Source organism: Mycobacterium sp. NPDC048908 (assembly GCF_043197955.1).
Classification (GTDB): Bacteria; Actinomycetota; Actinomycetes; order Mycobacteriales; family Mycobacteriaceae; genus Mycobacterium.
On sequence record NZ_JBICUE010000004.1, the window covers coordinates 41,205 to 60,951 of the forward strand.

General features: G+C 66.5%; 25 protein-coding genes. 15 read left to right on the forward strand and 10 right to left on the reverse strand.

Annotated features, from left to right (window positions below; genetic code table 11):
• Positions 1–84: 84 nt before the first annotated feature.
• From lmeA to ACGFK1_RS12195, 8 genes are all read left to right on the forward strand, one after another.
• The gene (lmeA, locus tag ACGFK1_RS12160; RefSeq protein WP_393428627.1) at positions 85–882 is read left to right on the forward strand and encodes a mannan chain length control protein LmeA; all 798 of its coding nucleotides are present in this window, start codon (positions 85–87) and stop codon (positions 880–882) included.
• The gene (locus ACGFK1_RS12165; RefSeq protein WP_393428630.1) at positions 879–1,301 is read left to right on the forward strand and encodes a thioredoxin family protein; all 423 of its coding nucleotides are present in this window, start codon (positions 879–881) and stop codon (positions 1,299–1,301) included. Before lmeA ends, ACGFK1_RS12165 begins: the two co-directional genes overlap by 4 nt.
• Before the next feature lie 29 nt (positions 1,302–1,330).
• Positions 1,331–1,423, forward strand: a complete 93-nt coding sequence (locus tag ACGFK1_RS12170; protein WP_353612291.1) for an Ms5788A family Cys-rich leader peptide — start codon at positions 1,331–1,333, stop codon at positions 1,421–1,423.
• Positions 1,424–1,515: 92 nt separating this feature from the next.
• Entirely contained in the window at positions 1,516–1,992 is a 477-nt protein-coding gene (locus tag ACGFK1_RS12175) for a DUF4395 domain-containing protein (RefSeq protein WP_393428634.1), read from the forward strand.
• 35 nt (positions 1,993–2,027) lie between these two features.
• The gene (locus ACGFK1_RS12180; RefSeq protein WP_393428637.1) at positions 2,028–2,861 is read left to right on the forward strand and encodes a sulfurtransferase; all 834 of its coding nucleotides are present in this window, start codon (positions 2,028–2,030) and stop codon (positions 2,859–2,861) included.
• Between the two features lies 1 nt (position 2,862).
• Positions 2,863–3,165: a DUF1416 domain-containing protein gene (locus ACGFK1_RS12185; protein WP_067794968.1), complete on the forward strand. Its 303-nt coding sequence runs from the start codon at positions 2,863–2,865 to the stop codon at positions 3,163–3,165.
• A gap of 204 nt (positions 3,166–3,369) precedes the next feature.
• On the forward strand, positions 3,370–3,678 hold the full coding sequence (locus ACGFK1_RS12190) for a DUF732 domain-containing protein (protein WP_393428640.1): 309 nt from the start codon (positions 3,370–3,372) through the stop codon (positions 3,676–3,678).
• Positions 3,679–3,841: 163 nt separating this feature from the next.
• On the forward strand, positions 3,842–4,471 hold the full coding sequence (locus tag ACGFK1_RS12195; protein ID WP_393428643.1) for an FABP family protein: 630 nt from the start codon (positions 3,842–3,844) through the stop codon (positions 4,469–4,471).
• Positions 4,472–4,756: 285 nt separating this feature from the next.
• Here the strand turns inward: ACGFK1_RS12195 and ACGFK1_RS12200 are convergent, their stop codons facing one another.
• Together ACGFK1_RS12200 and ACGFK1_RS12205 are read right to left on the reverse strand one after the other, a co-directional pair.
• Entirely contained in the window at positions 4,757–4,960 is a 204-nt protein-coding gene (locus ACGFK1_RS12200; protein ID WP_393428646.1) for a hypothetical protein, read from the reverse strand.
• Positions 4,957–5,370 (reverse strand): transporter substrate-binding domain-containing protein, encoded by a 414-nt coding sequence (locus ACGFK1_RS12205; RefSeq protein WP_393428649.1) that lies wholly within the window; start codon positions 5,368–5,370, stop codon positions 4,957–4,959. Before ACGFK1_RS12205 ends, ACGFK1_RS12200 begins: the two co-directional genes overlap by 4 nt.
• A gap of 8 nt (positions 5,371–5,378) precedes the next feature.
• Between ACGFK1_RS12205 and ACGFK1_RS12210 the strand changes: the two genes are divergently transcribed.
• Positions 5,379–6,617: a sodium:calcium antiporter gene (locus ACGFK1_RS12210; protein WP_393428652.1), complete on the forward strand. Its 1,239-nt coding sequence runs from the start codon at positions 5,379–5,381 to the stop codon at positions 6,615–6,617.
• Between the two features lie 240 nt (positions 6,618–6,857).
• On the opposite strand, the gene ACGFK1_RS12215 is transcribed toward ACGFK1_RS12210, so the two are convergent.
• Entirely contained in the window at positions 6,858–7,766 is a 909-nt protein-coding gene (locus ACGFK1_RS12215; RefSeq protein ID WP_393428655.1) for an adenylate/guanylate cyclase domain-containing protein, read from the reverse strand.
• A gap of 32 nt (positions 7,767–7,798) precedes the next feature.
• Complete coding sequence (locus tag ACGFK1_RS12220) at positions 7,799–8,677, reverse strand: aminodeoxychorismate lyase (protein WP_393428657.1); 879 nt, start codon at positions 8,675–8,677, stop codon at positions 7,799–7,801.
• A 34-nt stretch (positions 8,678–8,711) separates the two neighbouring features.
• Between ACGFK1_RS12220 and ACGFK1_RS12225 the strand changes: the two genes are divergently transcribed.
• Together ACGFK1_RS12225 and ACGFK1_RS12230 are read left to right on the forward strand one after the other, a co-directional pair.
• On the forward strand, positions 8,712–9,785 hold the full coding sequence (locus ACGFK1_RS12225; protein WP_393428660.1) for a YgfZ/GcvT domain-containing protein: 1,074 nt from the start codon (positions 8,712–8,714) through the stop codon (positions 9,783–9,785).
• Between the two features lie 151 nt (positions 9,786–9,936).
• Positions 9,937–10,119, forward strand: coding sequence for a DUF3073 domain-containing protein (locus tag ACGFK1_RS12230; RefSeq protein ID WP_393428663.1), 183 nt, complete (start codon positions 9,937–9,939; stop codon positions 10,117–10,119).
• Between the two features lie 6 nt (positions 10,120–10,125).
• Here ACGFK1_RS12230 and purM read toward each other — a convergent pair whose 3' ends face one another.
• Positions 10,126–11,199, reverse strand: coding sequence for a phosphoribosylformylglycinamidine cyclo-ligase (gene purM / locus ACGFK1_RS12235; protein WP_393428666.1), 1,074 nt, complete (start codon positions 11,197–11,199; stop codon positions 10,126–10,128).
• Between the two features lie 107 nt (positions 11,200–11,306).
• On the opposite strand from purM, the gene ACGFK1_RS12240 reads away from it, so the two are divergent.
• Together ACGFK1_RS12240 and ACGFK1_RS12245 are read left to right on the forward strand one after the other, a co-directional pair.
• Complete coding sequence (locus ACGFK1_RS12240) at positions 11,307–11,732, forward strand: cupin domain-containing protein (protein WP_393428669.1); 426 nt, start codon at positions 11,307–11,309, stop codon at positions 11,730–11,732.
• Between the two features lie 46 nt (positions 11,733–11,778).
• Positions 11,779–12,735 (forward strand): NAD(P)H-binding protein, encoded by a 957-nt coding sequence (locus ACGFK1_RS12245; RefSeq protein ID WP_393428671.1) that lies wholly within the window; start codon positions 11,779–11,781, stop codon positions 12,733–12,735.
• Here ACGFK1_RS12245 and purF read toward each other — a convergent pair.
• Complete coding sequence (gene purF, locus ACGFK1_RS12250; protein ID WP_393428674.1) at positions 12,732–14,255, reverse strand: amidophosphoribosyltransferase; 1,524 nt, start codon at positions 14,253–14,255, stop codon at positions 12,732–12,734. The genes ACGFK1_RS12245 and purF overlap by 4 nt on opposite strands.
• Positions 14,256–14,376: 121 nt before the next feature.
• A complete protein-coding gene (locus ACGFK1_RS12255; RefSeq protein WP_393428677.1) occupies positions 14,377–14,766 on the reverse strand; it encodes a sterol carrier family protein in 390 nt (129 codons plus the stop codon).
• A 16-nt stretch (positions 14,767–14,782) separates the two neighbouring features.
• Here ACGFK1_RS12255 and ACGFK1_RS12260 point away from each other — a divergent pair, with 16 nt between their 5' ends.
• Together ACGFK1_RS12260 and ACGFK1_RS12265 are read left to right on the forward strand one after the other, a co-directional pair.
• Complete coding sequence (locus ACGFK1_RS12260) at positions 14,783–15,973, forward strand: MCE family protein (RefSeq protein ID WP_393428680.1); 1,191 nt, start codon at positions 14,783–14,785, stop codon at positions 15,971–15,973.
• The gene (locus ACGFK1_RS12265) at positions 15,970–16,584 is read left to right on the forward strand and encodes a hypothetical protein (protein ID WP_393428683.1); all 615 of its coding nucleotides are present in this window, start codon (positions 15,970–15,972) and stop codon (positions 16,582–16,584) included. The genes ACGFK1_RS12260 and ACGFK1_RS12265 overlap by 4 nt, the downstream gene beginning before the upstream one ends.
• Here the strand turns inward: ACGFK1_RS12265 and ACGFK1_RS12270 are convergent.
• From ACGFK1_RS12270 to ACGFK1_RS12280, 3 genes are read right to left on the reverse strand one after another with little or no spacing between them, the layout of a single operon-like run.
• Positions 16,577–17,371: an SDR family NAD(P)-dependent oxidoreductase gene (locus ACGFK1_RS12270; RefSeq protein ID WP_393430058.1), complete on the reverse strand. Its 795-nt coding sequence runs from the start codon at positions 17,369–17,371 to the stop codon at positions 16,577–16,579. The two genes, ACGFK1_RS12265 and ACGFK1_RS12270, sit on opposite strands and share 8 nt — an antisense overlap.
• Positions 17,368–18,021 (reverse strand): CPBP family intramembrane glutamic endopeptidase, encoded by a 654-nt coding sequence (locus ACGFK1_RS12275; RefSeq protein ID WP_393428686.1) that lies wholly within the window; start codon positions 18,019–18,021, stop codon positions 17,368–17,370. Before ACGFK1_RS12275 ends, ACGFK1_RS12270 begins: the two co-directional genes overlap by 4 nt.
• The gene (locus tag ACGFK1_RS12280) at positions 18,021–19,745 is read right to left on the reverse strand and encodes an alpha/beta hydrolase (protein ID WP_393428689.1); all 1,725 of its coding nucleotides are present in this window, start codon (positions 19,743–19,745) and stop codon (positions 18,021–18,023) included. The genes ACGFK1_RS12275 and ACGFK1_RS12280 overlap by 1 nt, the downstream gene beginning before the upstream one ends.
• Positions 19,746–19,747: the final 2 nt, after the last annotated feature.

A 19,747-nucleotide genomic window follows, 5' to 3' on the forward strand; every position in this document is an offset into this window, starting at 1 on the left:
GTTGGTCACCTAACGATAGCGCGCTACCTGCTCGTTAGCCGCGCCGAACAGGGCAACGCGTTTGCCGTAGGCCAGAATGTCGGGGTGCGCAGGCTGCTGATCGGAGCGATCGCGACGGTAACCGCGGTGGTCGTCGGCGCCGTCGGAGCCGACTTCGGGGCCGCCATCTACGCCGAATATCACCTGGCCAGAAGCGTGCGCACCGCCGCGCACCTGAATTTCGACCCGTGGGTCAGCATCCTCGGTTTCCCGTTCATCACCCAGGCGACCCGCCACCGGTACAACGAGATCGAGATCAAGGCCAGTGGTGTGGATCACCCGGTCGTCGGCGAGGTCGGTCTCGAGGCCACCCTGCACTCCGTCGATGCGTCTGGCACCTCCTGGCTGATTGGTCCGGACGACAGCCTGCCGGTCAGCGAGGTGGAGAGCCGCATCATCATCGATTCGACCCACGTCGGCCGCTTCATGGGCATCCCTGACCTGCTGGTCGAGGCGCCGTCACGTGAGACCAACGATGCGACCGGCGGCACCACCGAGTCGGGTATCTCCAGCAACCGGGGCCTGGTGTTCACCGGAACGCCGAAGAAGGCGAACTACGACGAAAAGGTCAGCATCGCGGTCGACCTGTCGGTCGCCGGGCCGGATCAGACGAATCTGATCTTCACTGCGACGGGGGTGCTGACCGGTGCGGGCACCGCAGACCAGCAGGTTCCGCAGGACAAGCTGCCCGCGGTGCTTGCCGCGTTCAGCACCGCCATGCCGGGCCAGAAGCTGCCGTTCGGGGTCCGCCCGACCAGCGAAGGGGCCCGTGGTTCGGACATCATCATCGAGGGCATCACCAAGGGAGTAACCATCCCACTCGATCGGTTTCGGTTGTCATGAGCTCTTCAGTGGTGCTGGCGATCACGGTGCTGATCGCGGCGCTGGGCATCGCGTTCGTGATCGGCAGGCTGCTCACGCTGCGCGCCGGCATGCTCAAGGCCGCTTCCGAGGCGGCCGACGTCGATACCTCGGGGCTGGGACTTTCCGATAGCGGGCCCACGATTCTGCATTTCAGCGCCGAGTGGTGCGGGCCGTGCGCCGCCGTGCGACGGGTAGTGGATCAGGTGTGCGACGAGCTTCCTGGTGTAAAGCACGTCGAGATCGACATGGACGTCAATCCCGAGGCCGCACGGCGGCTTTCGGTGCTGTCGCTGCCGACGACATTGATATTCGACGCGCAGGGACGGCCGCGGTACCGCACCAGCGGCGTACCCAAGGCCGCTGACCTGCGGTCGGCGGTGGAACCGCTGTTGGCTTGATCACCCTGTCATTGGGTAAGCTGTCAGCCGTGTCCGCCCGCCTCGAGCCGATGCTCACCAAGCGCCGCGCAGTCGATCTGTGCCGCGTCGCGGGTTGTTGCTGTTGTTGTTGTAGCTGCTGAGCGCAGCCGCGCGAGCTAAGCGCGTTCGCTCAGAGCAGCCGTTTCGGCCTGCTCATCGCCAGCCCGATCAACGCAACAGGAGTCTGTTTCGAATGTCGACCAACACCACCACGGCGCCCGACCAGGTGGATGTCCGCGGTCCCCGGTTCGTCGCTTGGGTGACGACCGTGGTGATCGTCGCGACACTGCTCGCGGCGGCAGTCAGCCCGTTCGCCGCGGCGGTGATCCTGGGTGTACAGGCCGTCGTCTTCGCCGCCGGCGCGTGGCAGGGCCCGCGCCGGCATCCTTACGGCGTGGTCTTCGGCCGCTTCATCGCACCGAGGCTCGGACCGGTCACCCAGAAGGAACCCGTGCCGCCGCTGAAGTTCGCGCAACTGGTCGGCTTCGTCTTCGCGGTGGCCGGCGTCGTCGGATTCGCCTGGGGCATGGAGCTTCTCGGATTGATCGCTACCGGGTTGGCGCTCGTGGCGGCCTTCCTCAACGCGGCCTTCGGCGTCTGCCTCGGCTGTCATATCTATCCGCTCGTCGCACGCGCTCGAAAAGGAGCGAGTGCACCGTCGACCGCATAACGCTCAAACAGTAAGCAATCGAAAGGATTTCGTTCATGGCACGCTCCGACGTCCTGGTCAGTACCGACTGGGCCGAGAGCAATCTCAACGCGCCTAACACCGTTTTCGTCGAGGTCGACGAGGACACCAGCGCCTACGACGGCGGCCACATCGAGGGCGCTATCAAGCTGGACTGGAGGGAAGATCTGCAGGATCCGGTGCGGCGCGACTTCGTTGATCAACAGCAGTTCTCCAAACTGCTGTCCGAGCGCGGTATCGCCAACGACGACACCGTGATCCTCTACGGCGGCAACAACAACTGGTTCGCCGCATACGCGTACTGGTACTTCAAGCTGTACGGCCACGAGAACGTCAAGCTGCTCGACGGCGGCCGCAAGAAATGGGAACTCGACGGGCGCCCCCTGTCGAAGGAGACGGTGAAGCGGCCGGAGACCAGCTACACCGCCAAGGCCCCCGACACCAGCATCCGGGCCTTCCGCGACGAGGTCATCGCGGCGATCAACCAGAAGAACCTGGTCGACGTGCGCTCCCCCGATGAGTTCTCCGGGAAGATCCTCGCTCCCGCGCATCTGCCGCAGGAGCAGAGCCAGCGGCCCGGGCATATCCCCGGTGCCATCAACGTTCCCTGGAGCAAGGCGGCCAACGAGGACGGCACCTTCAAGTCCGATGAGGAGCTGGCCAAGTTGTACGCCGAGGCCGGCCTGGACGGCGAGAAGGAGACCATCGCTTACTGCCGCATCGGTGAGCGCTCGTCGCACACGTGGTTCGTGCTGCAGGAACTGTTGGGACACAAGAACGTCAAGAACTACGACGGCAGTTGGACGGAATACGGCTCCCTAGTGGGTGCCCCGATCGAGTTGGGAAGTTGATATGTGCTCTGCACCGAAGCAAGGACTGACGTTGCCGGCCAGCGTTGACCTCGAGAAGGAAACGGTGATCACCGGCCGCGTAGTCGACGGCGCCGGTCAGGCGGTCGGCGGCGCGTTCGTGCGGTTGCTTGACTCGTCCGACGAGTTCACCGCCGAGGTTGTCGCATCGGCCACGGGTGACTTCCGGTTCTTCGCTGCCCCCGGCACGTGGACGCTGCGCGCGCTGTCGCCCGCGGGCAACGGCGACGCGAGCGTGGCACCGTCGGGAGCAGGCATCCACGAGGTCGACGTCAAGGTCGCCTGACGACGAAGGCGGCTCGGCACGAGCCGGCGAGGAGTCAGGCAGTTCAGGTCGGGCCTGACGACGAAGTGGGCAGCTGCGGCTGGGTGACCGGCCGCGGCTGAGCTTTCGGGGCGAAAACGCCTCGAAATTTGCTACCCCGGGCTCACCATAGTGGTTAGCTACTGCGTTGCCGCGCGGAGACAACCACAATGAACAGGGCCGATCATGAAATTCGCAATTGGGGGATTCGCGACGACGGTGTTCGCCCTCCTCGCCACAGCTACTTCCCCGCTGGCCGCCGCCAGCCCAGACGACGACTTTCTTGCGGCGTTGACCAGAAACGGCCTGTCGTTTCCGGCGCAGGCGGGGCCAAGCCTTCTGACGGCAGGCCACTCCGTGTGCTCGAAGCTCGGGAAGGGTGACACCTACAAGGAAGTCACCGTTTACATCGAGAAGGCGTTCGGCGGCAACAAGGGCCTCAGCGGAGGTTTCGTAAGCGCCGCGACTAGTACCTTGTGCCCCGAATTCGCCTGAGCTGAGCGCGCCGCCGCCGGCACCGGCCGCCGGGCGCCGTCGGGGTGTCGGCCGCTAGACTCGTTGCCGTGGTGTTGTTCTTCGAGATCATGCTCGTCGCGGCCGTCGTGGTGATCACGTGGTTCGCGCTGTACGCGCTGTACCGGCTCATCACCGACGAGTCGTGACCTCCGGCGACGACGCCGTCGCGGCGGCCGCCGAACGGGCGAAGAGCACCGCGGCGCGCAACATCCCGGTATTCGATGATCTGCCGTTGCCCGCAGACACCGCCAACTTGCGCGAAGGCGCCAATCTCAACGACGCGCTGCTGGCGCTGCTTCCGCTGGTTGGCGTGTGGCGCGGCGAGGGCGAGGGGCGTGGGGCCACCGGCGACTATCGATTCGGTCAGCAGATCGTGGTGTCCCACGACGGTGGCGACTACCTGAACTGGGAGGCCCGGTCCTGGCGGCTGACCGAAACCGGTGAATACGAGGCACCTGGGCTGCGTGAGACCGGCTTCTGGCGCTTCATCAACGATCCCTCCGATCCGTCGGAATCCCAAGCCATCGAGCTACTGCTCGCGCATTCCGCGGGCTACATCGAGCTGTTTTACGGCACCCCGCGTACCCAGTCGTCATGGGAGCTGGTCACCGATGCGTTGGCCCGCAGCAAGTCGGGAATGCTGGTCGGCGGCGCCAAGAGGCTCTACGGCATCGTCGAGGGCGGCGACCTTGCGTATGTGGAGGAACGCGTCGACGCCGACGGTGGACTGGTACCGCATCTGTCCGCCCGACTTTCCAGGTTCGTCGGCTAGTGCGGGCGCAAGCCATAGCCGTGGCAGTCGCCGCGGCGGGTCTGCTCGCCGCATGCTCCTCGAATACCCCTGCCCCCGAACAACCTTCGAGCACCGCCCCGTCGGCAAACCACGGCAATCTCGCTCAATGCCTCGGTGAGCATGGCGTGCCCGCCGCGCCTGGTCCTGCCCCAGAGCCACCGCCGGGCGTCGACCAGAACACCTGGCACCAGGCCCTGCAGGCCTGCTCGTCGCTCGCACCGGGGCCCGCGAGCTAAGCCAGCACGGGCGCCTTGCCCGCGTCGGTCAGCCACTTCTGCTCGAGCCGAGCCGCTCGACATCGCCTGTGCTCGTTGGCAATTGGCCCACCATCAATCCGTTGCGCAGCTCGTTGGCGACCGCGAAGGCGGTGGGCAGGTCGGCGATCAAAGCATCGATCTCGCCGGTGCCGAGGGCCATCTTGGCGTCGCCGTTGGTGTTGTACACCTCGACGGGGATGTGGCCGTTCACCGACGCTGCCGCCGTGTAGCTGGTGGTGCCGACCTGAACACCAGTCGCAGGTTCTTCAGCCCCCGCACCGACCGGACGACCGCTGCAGGCGACGACTTCACCGTGACGACCGCTTGTGTCACGGTGAAGTATGGCGAGGAGAAATCGACTGCAGCCCTTCGCTGCTCGGTGATCGAAAACTCGGAAAGGTTGGCGTCAAACGTCTTTGGGCTGGGTGCCAGCGCCGCATTGAACGGGACCCTGACCCACCGCACCTCGTCGCGCGTGTAGTCCATCATGCTCGCGACGGCGTAGGCCACCGCAGCTTCGAAACCCTCACCGCTGGCCGGGTTGTCACCCATGTACCACGGCGGATAGACCGGCTGGTCGGTGCCGAACGTGAAGATGCCCGGGTCCAGCGTGGCCAGCATGTTCCTTCTTGCACTTGTCAGCCGGGCCGGCCGCGGACTTGTCGGAGATCGGGGCGCATGAGGTGACCATCACCGGGGCGGCAACAACTACCGCTCGCCACACGCCGTGCATGCTGCGCATCATCGCGCACCCAGCTAACCGACGCCAGCTTTACCACCGTCAGGACGGGTATGCCGCCGACATGACGTCATTGCCGTCTTCGGCCCTGCTCGCTGTGTTCGTCGCCTGTGCGATCGTCATATGGGTGGCCGGCATCAAATTGTCGGATGCCACCGATGTGCTCTCGCAACGATGGCACCTCGGCGCCGCACTGGGCGGAACAACATTGCTGGCGGTCGCGACCAACCTTCCCGAGATCGCGATCACTGCCAGCGCCGCCCTCGCACACCAACTCGACGTCGCCGTAGGCAACATCCTAGGCGGCATCGCCATCCAGACCGTCGTGTTGGTCGCCCTTGACGCCGCCGGTGTTCGTCCGCGTAAACCGCTCACCTATCTGGCGTCATCGCTGACGCTGGTGTTGGAAGGCGCACTGGTGGTCGCGCTGCTGGTGATCGTCGTGATGTCGACCCAATTGCCTGCGTCCTTGATCGCCTGGCGCATTTCGCCGGGACCGGTGCTGATCGCCATTGGCTGGGCAGTCGGCTTGCTGTTGATACGCCAGGCCGATCGGGGGCTGCCATGGCATGCGAGCGGACATGCACCGGACAGCCAGCAGAAACCGCAAGGGCATTCGGTAAAGACGAAGGAAGACAAGGCCAGAGCGCAGGGTGTCAAGACTCGTCGTGTTGTGCTGACCTTCACCGTGGCGGCACTGGCCACACTCGTCGCGGGCGTCTACATCGAACGTAGCGGCGAGGAGGTGTTCGGCAGGTGGGGGATGTCCGGAGTCATCTTCGGTGCGACCGTGTTGGCCGCAGCCACGTCGCTACCCGAACTCTCCACGGGCCTGGCCTCCACTCGGATGGGTGACTACAAGTTGGCGATGAGCGATATCTTCGGCGGGAATGCCTTCCTGCCCGTGCTGTTCCTGCTGGCCACGCTCCTGTCCGGATCGGCGCTCCTGCCGTCCGCACACCACACCGACATCTACCTCACCGCACTTGCCGGCCTGCTGACCGTGGTCTACATGGTCGGTCTGATATTCCGGCCACAGCGCCAGTTCCTCCGGATGGGTGTCGACTCGATCGTCGTGCTCGTGCTCTACATCGTCGGGATCGGGGGTCTGTCGTTCGTCGCGGGGTAGGTGTGATGTCAGCTGAGCCCAGACATGAAGCGGCCCCCGAGCCGTGGTACCTCGCTGGACAACATCGAGGGGCTCGGGGGCCGGGTGACTGCGGGGAATTCGCCAGCGCACGCAGGAGACTCCCCTGGCGCTGCTAGCTCGCAGTCACCTCACATGTCCGTAAGTCAATCAATTGGTCGGACCACCTCCTTCCTTGTGTACTGGCGACGGTACCTGCGTATCCGCACGGCGACAACCGATTTAGGGCCGCCGCGGGGATTCGAACCAGCGCACGCGTTGGGCGGCGACGGGTTCGTGCTTGCCCTTGACGGCGAGATGCTCGAGCGGTCCGGCGGGTCCGTCGAGGAATGCGGCGAGGCGTTGTGCCACCACTACTTCCCCGCTGGCTGCGCACGACTGCAGCCGCGCGGCGGTGTTGACCACATCGCCGACGGCCGTGAAGTCACTGACGGCGCCGCGACCGCCGATATTGCCGACGAACGCCTCGCCGTAGTCCAAGCCGATACCGAGGTCGAGCGCGGGCCCCTGCCGACTGCCGTAGCCGACACCGGCCAGCAGCCGACGAGAGTGGTCGAGCATGACGTTCGCCACCGTTCGCCGGTCCGCATCCTCAGGCTTGAAGGAGCTTCCTGCGACGAATATCGGCAGATACAGCGCCATCACCTCGTCGCCGATCAACTTGTCGATCAGCGCCTCCGGGAACAGCACGTCCTCGGCGACCGAATACAGGCGTCGTAAGAGCGCGGTTGCTTCCTGCGGGGTGATGCACTCCGAACGCGCGGTGAACCCGCGCAGGTCGGCGAACATCACGCCGACCTCCGTCGTGATGCCGCCAGGCGGCGCCAGCTCGACACACGTCGCGCACAGGTTCGGATTCTTTCGCGACGGGCGGAATCCCAGCGGTCGAACGAACCGGCTGCCCAGCCCCGCGAACGGCGCCCCACACATACCGCATCGCGGACTTGACGGCAGCGCGCGCATCACGCGATGCACCACCCGAGTGCTCCTGACGGTCGAGAACTCGAAGTAGGCCTGCCAGTCCCGGGACGTCAGCGGCTGGCCCGGCCGCAGTCCGGCGTGCTTCATCAGACGGCGCAGCGCCAGCCGCTGGTAACGCGTCAGCGGTTGGTCCCCGGAATCATCCCCCACGCATCCAGGATGTCCCTTTTTCGGCCAGGTGTTCAGCGATCTGACACGATGGCGACGTCCACGAGTTCGGCGATGTCGGAAGCCATCGGCGATGGCCGCAGCAATTTGCCGTCGAGGGTATGTACCCTGGCCGCGAGCGTGATACTCGAGATCAGCCAAACGCCTTGCGCCGCAAAGAGATCAGTTGGACGCAGGGTGCGGTAGTCGCAGTCGTAGCCCTTGTTGCGGGCCACCTCGAACAACGCCTGCTGGGTGGTGCCGCGCAGAATCGGATACCACGGCGGCGGCGTCAGCAGCGCGGGCATCCCGTCGAGTTCGGTCGCGATCACCACTGTCGAACGCGGCCCCTCGAGGATGGTGCCGTCAGAGCTCACGAAGATCACATCGCCTGCACCGTGGCGCTCGGCGTGACGCAGCGCCGCCATGTTGATCGCATAGGACAGGGTTTTCGCGCCCGCCAGCAGCCACGGCATCTCGGTGGCGCAGTCCGACGGCAAGCCGCGCGCCAATGTCACCGCGGATACCCCCTTGCGGCGGGCGTCGGCGACCCGCGCGGGCAGGTGGCCAATCGTCGCATATGCCGTTGGGGGCGACCCGCTCTCCCGCCCCCTGCTGTACACCAACCGCAGCACGCCCTCGTCGCCACAGGCGGCGTTCCATCGCTCGACCCCGGCCGCCACCGCGGCCCGCCACCGCGGCAACTCAGGCTCGGGCAAGTCGACCATCCGGGCCGACTGCGTCAACCGGGCAAGGTGAGCCTCCAGCAGACACGGCCTGCCGTCACGCACCAGCAGAGTCTCGAAGACTCCGTCGCCGCGGACCGCGGCCAGGTCGTCCGCGAAGAGCAGCGGGACCGCGGGATCCTGCAGTTCGCCGTCGAGGGTCACGACGACCTCGGGTGCGCTGGCCATGGGCAAGAAGCCTAGCCGCCGTAGAGTTGACAGCATGTCCGCAGTTCCCGCCCCTGAGAACGGACCCGACGCGGGCGCCGTGTGGCACTACGGCGATCCGCTCGGCGAGCAGCGTGCCGCCGCGGACCATGCCGTCGTCGTCGACCGCTCACACCGGGCGGTGCTGGCGCTCACCGGAGCCGACCGCAAGACCTGGTTGCACAGCATCTCCTCGCAGCACGTCAGCGAGCTTCCCGACGGCGCCGTCACGCAGAATCTCAGCCTCGACGGGCAGGGTCGTGTCGAAGATCACTGGCTGCAGACCGAACTCGACGGCGTCACATATCTGGACACCGAGCCGTGGCGCGGCGAGCCGCTACTGACCTATCTCCGCAAGATGGTGTTCTGGTCCGACGTCGCCGTCGAACCCGCCGACTTGGCGGTGTTGTCGCTGCTCGGACCTCAGCTGGCCGACCAGTCGATGCTCGACACGCTCGGGGTGGCCGCGCTTCCCGCCGAAGGCACCGCCGTCGCCCTCCCCGATGGTGGATTCCTTCGCCGGATCCCGGGTGACGGTGTCGAACTGGACGTCGTGGTGCCGCGCGAGCAGGCCGCCGACCAGCGGCGACGGCTCGTCGACGCGGGCTTGCGGCCCGCCGGAATCTGGGCTTACGAAGCGCATCGCGTCGCGGCCATGCGGCCCCGGCTCGGTGTCGACACCGACGAACGGACCATCCCGCATGAGGTCGGCTGGATCGGCACCGCAGTGCACCTGGACAAGGGCTGCTACCGGGGCCAGGAGACCGTCGCCCGCGTCCATAACCTGGGCAAACCGCCCCGGATGTTGGTGCTGGTCCATCTCGACGGAGGCTCTGACCGGCCCGCCACCGGCGACCCGCTGCTGGCCGGCGGACGCCCGGTCGGCCGGTTGGGCACGGTGGTGGACCACGTCGATGAAGGTGCCATCGCCCTGGCATTGGTCAAGCGAGGGCTGCCCGCGGACACCGCGTTGACCACCGGCGGCCAGACGGAGGTTGCGGTTGTCATGGACCCCGACTCGCTGCCGCCCGCCGATGCGGTCGGAGCCGGGCGGCTCGCCGTGGAACAGCTACGCGGACGCGCGCGTTGAGTCCAGTGGCCTGCTTCACGGCTCAGCCGTGACCGGGCCTGCCAGCGCACAACAGCCGGGCACGGTAAAGTGTTGGCAGGACAATAAAGACACACAGATCGGAGCCGCCTAAATATTGGGCCGCTCCGTTATTGCGCGAGGGGGTACCCCCATGGGCCGCGGCCGGGCTAAGGCAAAGCAGACCAAGGTTGCTCGTGAGCTCAAATACAGCTCACCGCAGACGGATTTCGAACGGCTACAGCGCGAGCTGGCGGGTTCCGACAACTCCGGCGATCTCAACGGCGCCGACACCGAAACCGACGACTGGGCCGCCGAGGACGACTGGCGGCGTTAACCCCTCCTAGAACCGCGGGTGCTGGCCTACCAGGCTGGCACGCGGGCTGTCCTTGCTGCCCTTCTTGACGGTGCCGAGGGTCCAGCAGTCCAGATGCCTGGCGGTCAGCACGGCCAGCGCGCGGTCGGTGTCCTCCGACGCGACGACGGCGACCATGCCGACACCCATGTTGAACGTCTTCTCCATCTCGACCCGGTCGACGCGGCCGCGCTGCGCGATCATCCCGAAGACCGGCGCTGGCGTCCACGTTCCGCGGTCGATCTCGGCGATCAGCCCTGGCGGAATGACCCGCTCGAGGTTTCCGGCTAGCCCGCCGCCGGTGACGTGGCAGAAGGTTCGCACCTGGGTTTCGGCGGCCAGCGCCAGGCAGTCTTTGGTGTAGATGCGGGTGGGCTCCAGCAGCTCTTCGCCCAGTGTGCGGCCGAACTCCTCGACATGACCGGCCAGGTTCATCCTGTCGATCTCGAGCAGCACCTTGCGCGCCAGCGAGTAACCGTTGGAATGCAGCCCCGTCGACGCCATCGCGATGATGACGTCGCCCGGTTTGACCCGCTCTGGCCCGAGCACGTCGTCGGCTTCCACCACCCCAACGCCGGTGGCCGATATGTCGTAGTGGTCGGGCGCCATCAGTCCGGGGTGCTCGGCGGTCTCGCCGCCCAGCAGAGCGCAGCCTGCCATCACGCAGCCGTTGGCGATGCCCGACACCAGTTCGCTGACCCGTTCAGGCACGGTTCGCCCGACCGCGATGTAGTCCTGAAGGAACAGCGGCTCGGCCCCGCACACCACCAGGTCGTCGACCACCATCGCCACCAGATCGATGCCGACGGTGTCGTGCTTGTCCATGGCCTGCGCGACCGCCAGCTTGGTGCCCACACCGTCGGTCGACGAGGCCAGCAGCGGCTCGCGATAGCCCCCGCGCAGCGCGAACAAGCCGGCGAATCCGCCGAGTCCGCCCCGAACCTCAGGCCTGGTGGCCTTCTTGGCCAGCGGCTTGAACAGTTCGACGGCGCGATCACCGGCTTCGATGTCCACTCCAGCCGATGCGTAGGAGATGCCGTGTTGTTCGGCTTGATCCGTCATCGAAAGCAAGGCTACCGTCGTTGCCCACCGCTGGGTAACCAGTCGAACCGCCACGGTTGTCCCAGATCGTCCGCCGTGATCGCGCCGGTGTGAGAACGTGAGCGACCATGAAAACAGTTCGCTGGTTTGCGCTTGTTGCCTCGGCGATGCTGCCGGCCGCCACCGTCATGTCGGCGGCCGCGGCCGCCACCCCCTCAGAGAACGCCGACACCGAGATCATCTCCCAGGCGACCGTCAACGGAATGGACTACATCACCCGCAAGATCACCATCCAGCCCGGCGGCAGCACCGGCTGGCACTATCACGACGGCCGGGTGTTCGGCGTGATCCGGGAGGGCACGCTGACCCGCACGATGTCGGACTGCTCGGCGATTGCCTCGCCGGAAGGCTCCGCGGTGACCGAGGACAGCGGGCCCGGTCACGCACATATCGGCCGCAATCTAGGACCCGGTCCCCTGGTGATGTGGGTTGATTACATTCAGCCTGCGGGTACCCCGCTGGCTGTAGACGTGCCCGATCCCGGCTGCGGCTAGGGCCTGACCCGACCATCCGGCGGCGGATCGGCTCCGAATCACTGACATGAGGGGTGACGACATCCACTGCCTGGTGACGGGCGCAACCGGCTACATCGGAGGCCGGCTGACGCCGCAATTGCTCGACAAAGGCCATTCCGTACGGGCAATGGCCCGCAACCCCGACAAGCTCGCGGACGCTGCGTGGCGCGAGCGTGTCGACGTCGTCCGCGGCGATCTCGCCGAGCCAGACTCGTTGACCGCAGCGTTCGATGGCGTGGACGTCGTCTACTACCTCGTGCACTCCATGGGCACCTCGAAGGACTTCGTCGCCGAGGAAGCACGCTCTGCGCGCAATGTGGCGCTCGCCGCCGAGCAAGCCGGCGTGCGCCGGTTGGTGTATCTGGGTGGTCTGCACCCGGACGGCGCCGATCTGTCGCCACATCTGCGATCGCGGACCGCGGTCGGTGAAGTCTTGGTGGACTCCGGCGTCGAAACCGTGGTGCTGCAGGCAGGAATCGTGGTCGGTTCTGGATCTGCCTCGTTCGAGATGATCCGCCACCTCACCAATCGGCTTCCTGCGATGACGACACCGAAGTGGGTGCACAACAAGATTCAACCCATCGCGATCGACGACGTGCTCCACTATTTGGCCGAAGCGGCGACTGCCGTGGTGCCGTCGTCGCGGACATGGGACATCGGCGGACCGGACGTGTTGGAGTACGGCGACGCGCTGCAGATCTACGCCGAGGTGGCGGGCCTACGCAGGCGGTTGATCGTGGCGGTGCCGTTTCTCACCCCCACCATCGCGAGCCTGTGGATCGGCCTCGTCACTCCGATGCCTCCCGGCCTGGCGCGGCCGCTGATCGAATCGTTGGAATGCGATGCCATCGTGGGCAATTCAGATATCGACGGTGTCATAGCACCGCCACCGAGCGGACTGACGGGTTACCGGGACGCGGTCGCGCGCGCCCTGCAAACTGGCCCGCTGCCGGGCGATCCGAGTTGGGCGGGGCCGCGCTAGGGCCTGCGCAGCGCCGAGGCGTTGTCGTTTTCGGCTTGCAGCGGAATGCCGGTGCGCGCCGCGGTGGTCAGCATCTGTTCGATCACGTTCTTGCCCAACGCCGTTTCGCCGGGAAGCTCGATCGGGTAATTGCCGTCGAAGCAGGCCGAGCACAGCCGGGTCGTGGGTTGTTCGGTGGCCGCGACCATGCCCGCCTGTGAGATATAGCCGAGGGTGTCCGCGCCGATGGCGTGCCGCACCGCTTCGAGCATCTCGCCTTCGTCGTCGACCGCGTTGGCAATCAGTTCGGCGGGTGTGGCGAAGTCGATGCCGTAGAAGCACGGCCACTTCACCGGCGGCGAAGCAATCCGCACGTGCACCTCGATGGCACCCGCCTCACGCAGCATCCGCACCAGTGCTCGCTGCGTATTGCCGCGCACGATCGAATCGTCCACGACGATCAGCCGCTTGCCGCGGATCACTTCCTTCAGCGGGTTGAGCTTGAGACGAATGCCCAACTGCCGGATGGTCTGCGACGGCTGAATGAAAGTCCGCCCCACATAAGCGTTTTTCATCAGGCCCTGCCCGTACGGGATGCCCGACTCCTGCGCATAACCCACCGCCGCTGGTGTGCCCGACTCGGGCACACCGATCACCAGGTCGGCGTCGATTGGATGCTCACGAGCCAGCGCCCTGCCGATGTCGACGCGGGTCTTGTGCACCGACCGGCCCGCCAGCGTGCTGTCCGGCCGGGCCAGATACACGTATTCGAAGACGCAGCCCTTGGGTTCGGGGTTCGCGAAGCGGGTGGAGCGCACACCGTCCGCGTCGATGGCCAACAGTTCGCCCGGCTCGATGTCGCGGACGAACGACGCACCGACGATGTCGAGCGCTGCGGTCTCCGAGGCGACCACCCAGCCGCGGTCCAGCCGGCCCAGCGACAGCGGCCGCACGCCGTAGGGGTCGCGGGCCGCGTACAGGGTGTTCTCGTCCATGAACGTCAGGCAGAACGCGCCGCGCACGGTGGGCAGCAGTTCGAGAGCCGCCTGTTCGAGTGTGGAGTCGGCGGCGCCGTGGGCCAGCAGCGCGCCGAGGATGTCGGAGTCCGTGGTGGCGGCGGGGGCACCGCGAGTGCCGAGCAGACCGGCTTCACGGGCGCGCGCGGCCAATTCCGTGGCGTTGACCAAGTTGCCGTTGTGACCCAGCGCGACCCCGGTGCCCGCGGCTGTGTTGCGGAACACCGGTTGGGCGTTCTCCCAGGTGGTGGACCCGGTAGTGGAATATCGGCAATGGCCGATCGCGACGTGGCCCTCCATCGCGGCCAGCGTCTGCTCATCGAAGACCTGGCTGACCAGGCCGAGATCCTTGAACACGAGCACCTGCGAACCGTCGGCGACCGCGATGCCCGCCGCTTCCTGCCCGCGGTGCTGAAGCGCGTAAAGGCCGTAGTAGGTGAGTTTGGCGACTTCTTCGCCCGGCGCCCAGACGCCGAATACGCCACACTCTTCGCGGGGTTCTGGATCGGTCTGCTGGCCGGTCACGATATGGCTGCTCCCAGGGCGGGGGGGTAGGCGCACTCAAGTCTACGGCTACCACCGAGTAATCACGGAATTGCGGCAAAGTGTCGCTGAACACATCAACGAACTGTCGGGCTCGGACATTTCAGTCGACAGCGATCAACGGCAGCCAGTGACCTATCTCACTGGCACGTGACCCGGACAGCTGCAAGCCGCCGGTCCTTCCGGCGCCCGCCATGTCGAGCAGACCGGTGGCCAGCAGTAGCCAGGTGCGTGAATCCGCCTCGACGACGTTCGGCGGATTTCCCCGGCGGTGCTGCGGACCGGAGATGCACTGCACCGCAACAAAGGGAGGCACACGCACCTCGACGCTCGCACCGGGCGCCACGTCCGCCAGGGTGCGCGCGGTCAACCGCACCGCTTCTGCCAGTTCCGCACGGTCCGGTTCGGGCAGCCCACCGTCACGCAACCAACCGAGAACTGCCGTAACGGCGGCGCGGGTCTTCGCCGGATCGGCACTGCGTCGCGCGGCCATACCTTAGATTCTCAAAGTGCTTGTCGATCGCCACCGACCGCCCTACAAAACGGCCGGTGCGATCTTTGTGGTGCTCGTGACAGCCCTTGCGGTGTTCATCTATTTGGAGTTTCGCGGCGCCCTCACTCCCAAGATGCAGCTGACTGTGCTGTCGCCGCGCGCCGGCCTCGTCGTCGAACCCGGCGCGAAGGTGACCTACAACGGCGTACAGATCGGCCGGGTGTCGCGCATCGCGATGGTCGACCACATGGTCAAGCTCACGCTCGATGTCAAACCCCGCTATCTCGAGTTCATCCCAGCCAACGTCGCGGCCAAAATCAGGGCCACCACGGTATTCGGTAACAAGTACATCTCCTTGAGCTCGGCTAAAGACCCTATGCCGCAACGCATTACGTCCAGTGACGTGATCGACGCCTCAGGGGTCACGACGGAGTACAACACCTTGTTCGAAACGGTCATCGCGATCGCCGAACAGGTGGACCCCATCAAGCTGAACCAGACGCTGGCCGCAACCGCCGATGCGCTCACCGGATTGGGTGACCGGTTCGGCGAATCGCTGTCGAACGGCAATCAGATCCTCGAGCAACTGAATCCGCAGATGCCGAGGATCACCGCGGACAACCGCGCACTGGCCCAGTTGGCGGACGTGTACGCCGACGCATCGCCGGACCTGTGGGACGGGCTCGAGCACGCATCTCGCACCGTGCAGACCCTCAACGAGTACCGCTCCGACATCGATCAGGCCTTGATGGCCGCCCTCGGCTTCACCAACGCCGCCGCCAGCTTCGAGCGCAGCGGTCCCTACTTGGTCCGCGGCGCAGCCGACCTGGTCCCGACGACGCGACTTCTCGACGACTACCACGGCATGATCTTCTGCACCATCCGCAAGTTCTCTGTCGTCCAGAAGCAGGTCGCCAAGGCGCTGGGCGGCAACGGCTATTCGCTGGCCTCCTCGTCGGGCACCGTCGGCGGCGCGGGCAACCCGTACGTCTATCCCGACAACCTGCCGCGGACCAACGCCCGCGGCGGCCCTGAAGGCAGGCCCGGCTGCTGGCAGGACATCACTCGAGATCTGTGGCCTGCACCGTATCTGGTGATGGACACCGGGGCGTCGATCGCGCCGTACAACCACTTCGAACTCGGCCAGCCGATCCTGATCGACTATGTCTGGGGCCGACAGGTCGGCGAATACACGATCAACCCGTGACCAGGAAATCGCCCGATCACAAGAATCCGCCAAGACCGCCCGTGCACGATCACCCCATGGCGATGCGCGAGGTGTTGATCGTTTTCGGAACCGCGGCCTTTGTCACTGCGGGATGCACCACGCCGAACGGCGGCGGGCAGGCCGCGCCGAGCACGTTGACGGTGACGACCTCGGCCACACCGTCGCCCAGCGTGACCCCCGCAGGCACTCAACCGTGTGACCTGTTGACGCCGGTGATCGCCGCGAAGTTCGCCGGCGACGACGCCCAGCGTCGATTGGCATATGACGACACCGACCCGCCGGTGGCCGTGCGCGACAAGGGCTGTTATTACACGGGAAGCATGGGTTCGGTGGAGTTCAGGCTCGACCCGATTCCCACCGATCCCACCGCACCCGTCAACCTCTTCCACGTGATCAATCCCGAAAACCGCGATGCCAGTTTGCCGTACGACGCTTATTGGTTCGGCCCCGGCGTGAGTCTGGTGGTCGTGAAGAACGGGCAGATGCTCACCTTCAAGGTCGCGCCCAATCCCGACACCGGCAATTTGGACGACGCGACCCGTGCCGCCGACGTCGAGCTCGCCAACCAGATCGTGCCCTCGGTCAGCTGACAGGAAAACCGAAGAGCTTGACGACACCGTGATCGCGGCCCGCGGTGTAACCGCCGTCGACGGCGATCGCCTGCCCGGTGACGAACGACGCATCAAGGGAGACAAGAAAAGCCGCCATCGCGGCGATCTCGTCGGGCCGGCCGCGGCGCCCCAGCGCGTGCTCTTCGGTGATCGAGCGCAGCGGGCCCTGCATGCCGTCGAGGCCCATCACGGATTCGAGCATCGGGGTGTCGATGAAGCCGGGGCAGATGGCATTTGCCCGGATCCCGCTCGGTCCGTAGTCGAGCGCGATGTTCTTGGTCAGCAACACGACGCCGCCCTTCGACGCGTTGTATGCGCTGCCGCCCGCCGTGCCCTCGAGGCCTTCGACGCTGGCGAGCGTCACGATTGATCCGCGTTCCCCGCCCATCCGCGGCTGTTCGATCATCCGCGCCACCGCGGTCCTGGCCACCAAGAACGTTCCCGTCAGGTTGACCCGAATCACGCGGTCCCACTCGGTCTGCGGGAGCAAGTGGATCGGTCCGCCGCCCGCCACGCCCGCACAGTGGACCACTCCGTCGAGCCGACCGGCAACCGTGGCGAACACCGCGGCGACGGCGTCTTCGTCGGTGATGTCGGCCGCGACGAAGTCGAACCGATCTCCCAGATCGACTGGCGGGCCGGTCAAGTCGGTTCCCACGACGGTGCCGCCCTCGGCCAACAGCCGCCGGGCGGTAGCGAGCCCGATGCCCGATGCGGCTCCGGTGACGACGAATGTGCGCGAATACGCGCGATCAGCGTCGGTCAGTCGGTGCTCCTTCCGCCCGCGGGCAATGACCCTAGCCGCCGCGCGCGTCGTTGTACGCCGAGTGCGGTCAACCCGGCGGCCTCGTTGATCGCCAGATGCAACAGCATCGGCGCGATGAGGCTGCCCGATCGTTCGTATAGCCAGCCGAAGACCCAGCCCGCCGCACCGATCGCCAACACAGTGCCCGCGACGGGTTGCCCGGCCGCCCGGGCGTCGACGACGTGCCACAGCCCGAACGCCGCGGCCTGCAGCAGCCTGCCGCGTGTCGGGCCGAACGCCGCCTCGGCGACGGCGCCCAGTGTGGCTCGGTAGGCGGCCTCTTCCGGCCACACCGTGCCCACAGGGATGCTGAGCAACAGCCAGCGACCGGCGCGTTCGGGCAGTTCGCGTTCGACCATCGCCCTGCGCACCGGTGGCAGCGCCGACACCGCGACGATGCCCAGCGTCGCGACCGCGCCCGTCGCGAGGCCGTGCCGGACACCCGACCACAGCGCGGGCGGCCGAAAGCCCAACGGTGACCGGGTAATTGCGACCAGACCGCTCCCCAGCCCTGCGTTGGGCAACGGATGCCATCGCACCCTTGGCGCGGCGAAGCTCCAGCCGACCAGCGCGCCGGCCAGTGCGACCGCACGAATTTTGCTGGCGCGCATCAGTATTCGGGCCCATCCTCGGCTTCGGTCTTATCCAGTGCGGTCCGGATGCGTTCGGTGTCGTCCTGGGTCCAGCCGTCGGGCGGGGCGACGGCGGCCCAGCCGTCGAGCACGAAGTCACCGTAGTTGTGGCCGTGCCCACCCGGGACCGACGACGCGTTCGTCATATCGGCCGCGACCTGCCAGAACGTGATGATCGGATACCAGCGCATCGACGCCGTGCGGTCGCGGCCAGGCGGCTCCCTCAGCCAGTCCGGCCGGGTGAACAGCAGGTCCTGCGACCACCACACGATCGGGTCCGACGGGTGCTGCAGGAACAGCACCCGAGTGCCCTCCCACCGCGCCATGGTGTCGCTGTGGATCTCCGCGGCGTCGACGCCCTGCGAGAACCGCACGGTGCGGCCGTTGTCGTAGCGCGGCGCAACCTCGGTGGTGCCCGGGTCGCGTCGCGCGATGATGCCGCTCCAGATCGGGCTTGCGTTGGGCGGACCGACCCACAGCACCGACGAGAAGCCCATCCCGGAGATGTCGGGTAGCCAGCCGAACGCGCCCTGCCCCGCCATCGAGCCGAGGCTTTCGCCGTAGAGCACGAGCTTCGGCCTGTGGTCGGCGGGCAGCTTCATCCACCGGTCGTGGATGGCGTCGATCATCAGCCGGCCGGAGCGCATCGATTTGTCTTTGTCGCCGAGGAACGAGATCCAGCTCGGCAGAAAGGAATACTGCGACCCCACCAGCGCGGTGTCGCCGTTGTACATCATCTCGAGCGCCCGGGCGGCCACCGGGTTGATCCATCCGGTTCCGGTAGTCGGGACGATGACAAGCAGCTTTCGGTCGAAGGCGCCGGTGCGCTCGAGTTCGCTGAGCAGCACCGCCATCCGGCTCTCGTCGTCGTCGGCGGTGTTCAGCCCCACATACACCCGGATGGGTTCCTTGGCCGGCCTGCCGTTCAACCGTGTCAGCTCGTCGGCGTGCGGGCCCGTCGCGACGAAGTTGCGGCCCTGGTAGCCGAGTGTGTCCCACGGCGCGTAAGAGTTCGGGCTGCCCGATCGTTGCGGCTGTTGCGGCTGCACGATTCCCTCGCGGGTGGTGGTGTTCTGCGGCTGGAACACCCGGTTCGCGCCCGCCAGGAAGCCGCGCACCAGTACGCCGTTGATCAGCGTGACGGCCACCACCACCACGATCGCCGTGCCGATGAACAACGCCATCTCGTCGTGCAGGTGCCAGCGTCGGATCAACAACCGCGCCATGGTCTTGATCACGTCGAGCAGCACCCGCGCCACCGCGACGCACACCGCGCCGGCAATCAGCGCGATGATCAGGGTGCGCATGTATCCCAGCGTGTTCGGGCCCTCCATGCCCATCACCGCCGAGACCTGACGTTGCCACGCCGCCGCGGGGATCATCATCAACACACACGCCGCCAGGGATCCGGCGACGACCACCGTTTTCAACGCGTACAGCACCCGCTTCGACGGTGGCCACCAGACCCTGCGACGTAACACGAAGCGCCGCACCATTCTTTCCAGGAACGCGCCGATGCCGTAACCGATTGCGGCGTTGAGCCCACCGATCAGTCCCTGGAACAGCCAGTCACGCGGCAGCAGCGACGGGGTCAGCGAAAGGCAGAAGAACAGCGCACCGACAGCCACCCCGGTGAAATCGAGGTGGACCAGCCTCCACGCCCAGACCAGTAGCGGATGTCGTTCGCGAGGCGCCCCGGTCACCC

What these genes read in the sequence shown, in the direction of transcription:
- ACGFK1_RS12220 (WP_393428657.1), bottom strand. Translation starts at nt 8,677, where the DNA reads ATGGCCAGCGCACCCGAGGTCGTCGTGACCCTCGACGGCGAACTGCAG.
- ACGFK1_RS12275 (WP_393428686.1), bottom strand. Translation starts at nt 18,021, where the DNA reads ATGCGCGCCAGCAAAATTCGTGCGGTCGCACTGGCCGGCGCGCTGGTC.
- ACGFK1_RS12175 (WP_393428634.1), top strand. Translation starts at nt 1,516, where the DNA reads ATGTCGACCAACACCACCACGGCGCCCGACCAGGTGGATGTCCGCGGT.
- ACGFK1_RS12225 (WP_393428660.1), top strand. Translation starts at nt 8,712, where the DNA reads ATGTCCGCAGTTCCCGCCCCTGAGAACGGACCCGACGCGGGCGCCGTG.
- ACGFK1_RS12190 (WP_393428640.1), top strand. Translation starts at nt 3,370, where the DNA reads ATGAAATTCGCAATTGGGGGATTCGCGACGACGGTGTTCGCCCTCCTC.
- ACGFK1_RS12180 (WP_393428637.1), top strand. Translation starts at nt 2,028, where the DNA reads ATGGCACGCTCCGACGTCCTGGTCAGTACCGACTGGGCCGAGAGCAAT.
- ACGFK1_RS12185 (WP_067794968.1), top strand. Translation starts at nt 2,863, where the DNA reads ATGTGCTCTGCACCGAAGCAAGGACTGACGTTGCCGGCCAGCGTTGAC.
- purM (WP_393428666.1), bottom strand. Translation starts at nt 11,199, where the DNA reads ATGACGGATCAAGCCGAACAACACGGCATCTCCTACGCATCGGCTGGA.
- ACGFK1_RS12255 (WP_393428677.1), bottom strand. Translation starts at nt 14,766, where the DNA reads ATGGCCGCGCGACGCAGTGCCGATCCGGCGAAGACCCGCGCCGCCGTT.
- ACGFK1_RS12230 (WP_393428663.1), top strand. Translation starts at nt 9,937, where the DNA reads ATGGGCCGCGGCCGGGCTAAGGCAAAGCAGACCAAGGTTGCTCGTGAG.
- ACGFK1_RS12165 (WP_393428630.1), top strand. Translation starts at nt 879, where the DNA reads ATGAGCTCTTCAGTGGTGCTGGCGATCACGGTGCTGATCGCGGCGCTG.
- ACGFK1_RS12240 (WP_393428669.1), top strand. Translation starts at nt 11,307, where the DNA reads ATGAAAACAGTTCGCTGGTTTGCGCTTGTTGCCTCGGCGATGCTGCCG.
- ACGFK1_RS12245 (WP_393428671.1), top strand. Translation starts at nt 11,779, where the DNA reads ATGAGGGGTGACGACATCCACTGCCTGGTGACGGGCGCAACCGGCTAC.
- ACGFK1_RS12205 (WP_393428649.1), bottom strand. Translation starts at nt 5,370, where the DNA reads ATGCTGGCCACGCTGGACCCGGGCATCTTCACGTTCGGCACCGACCAG.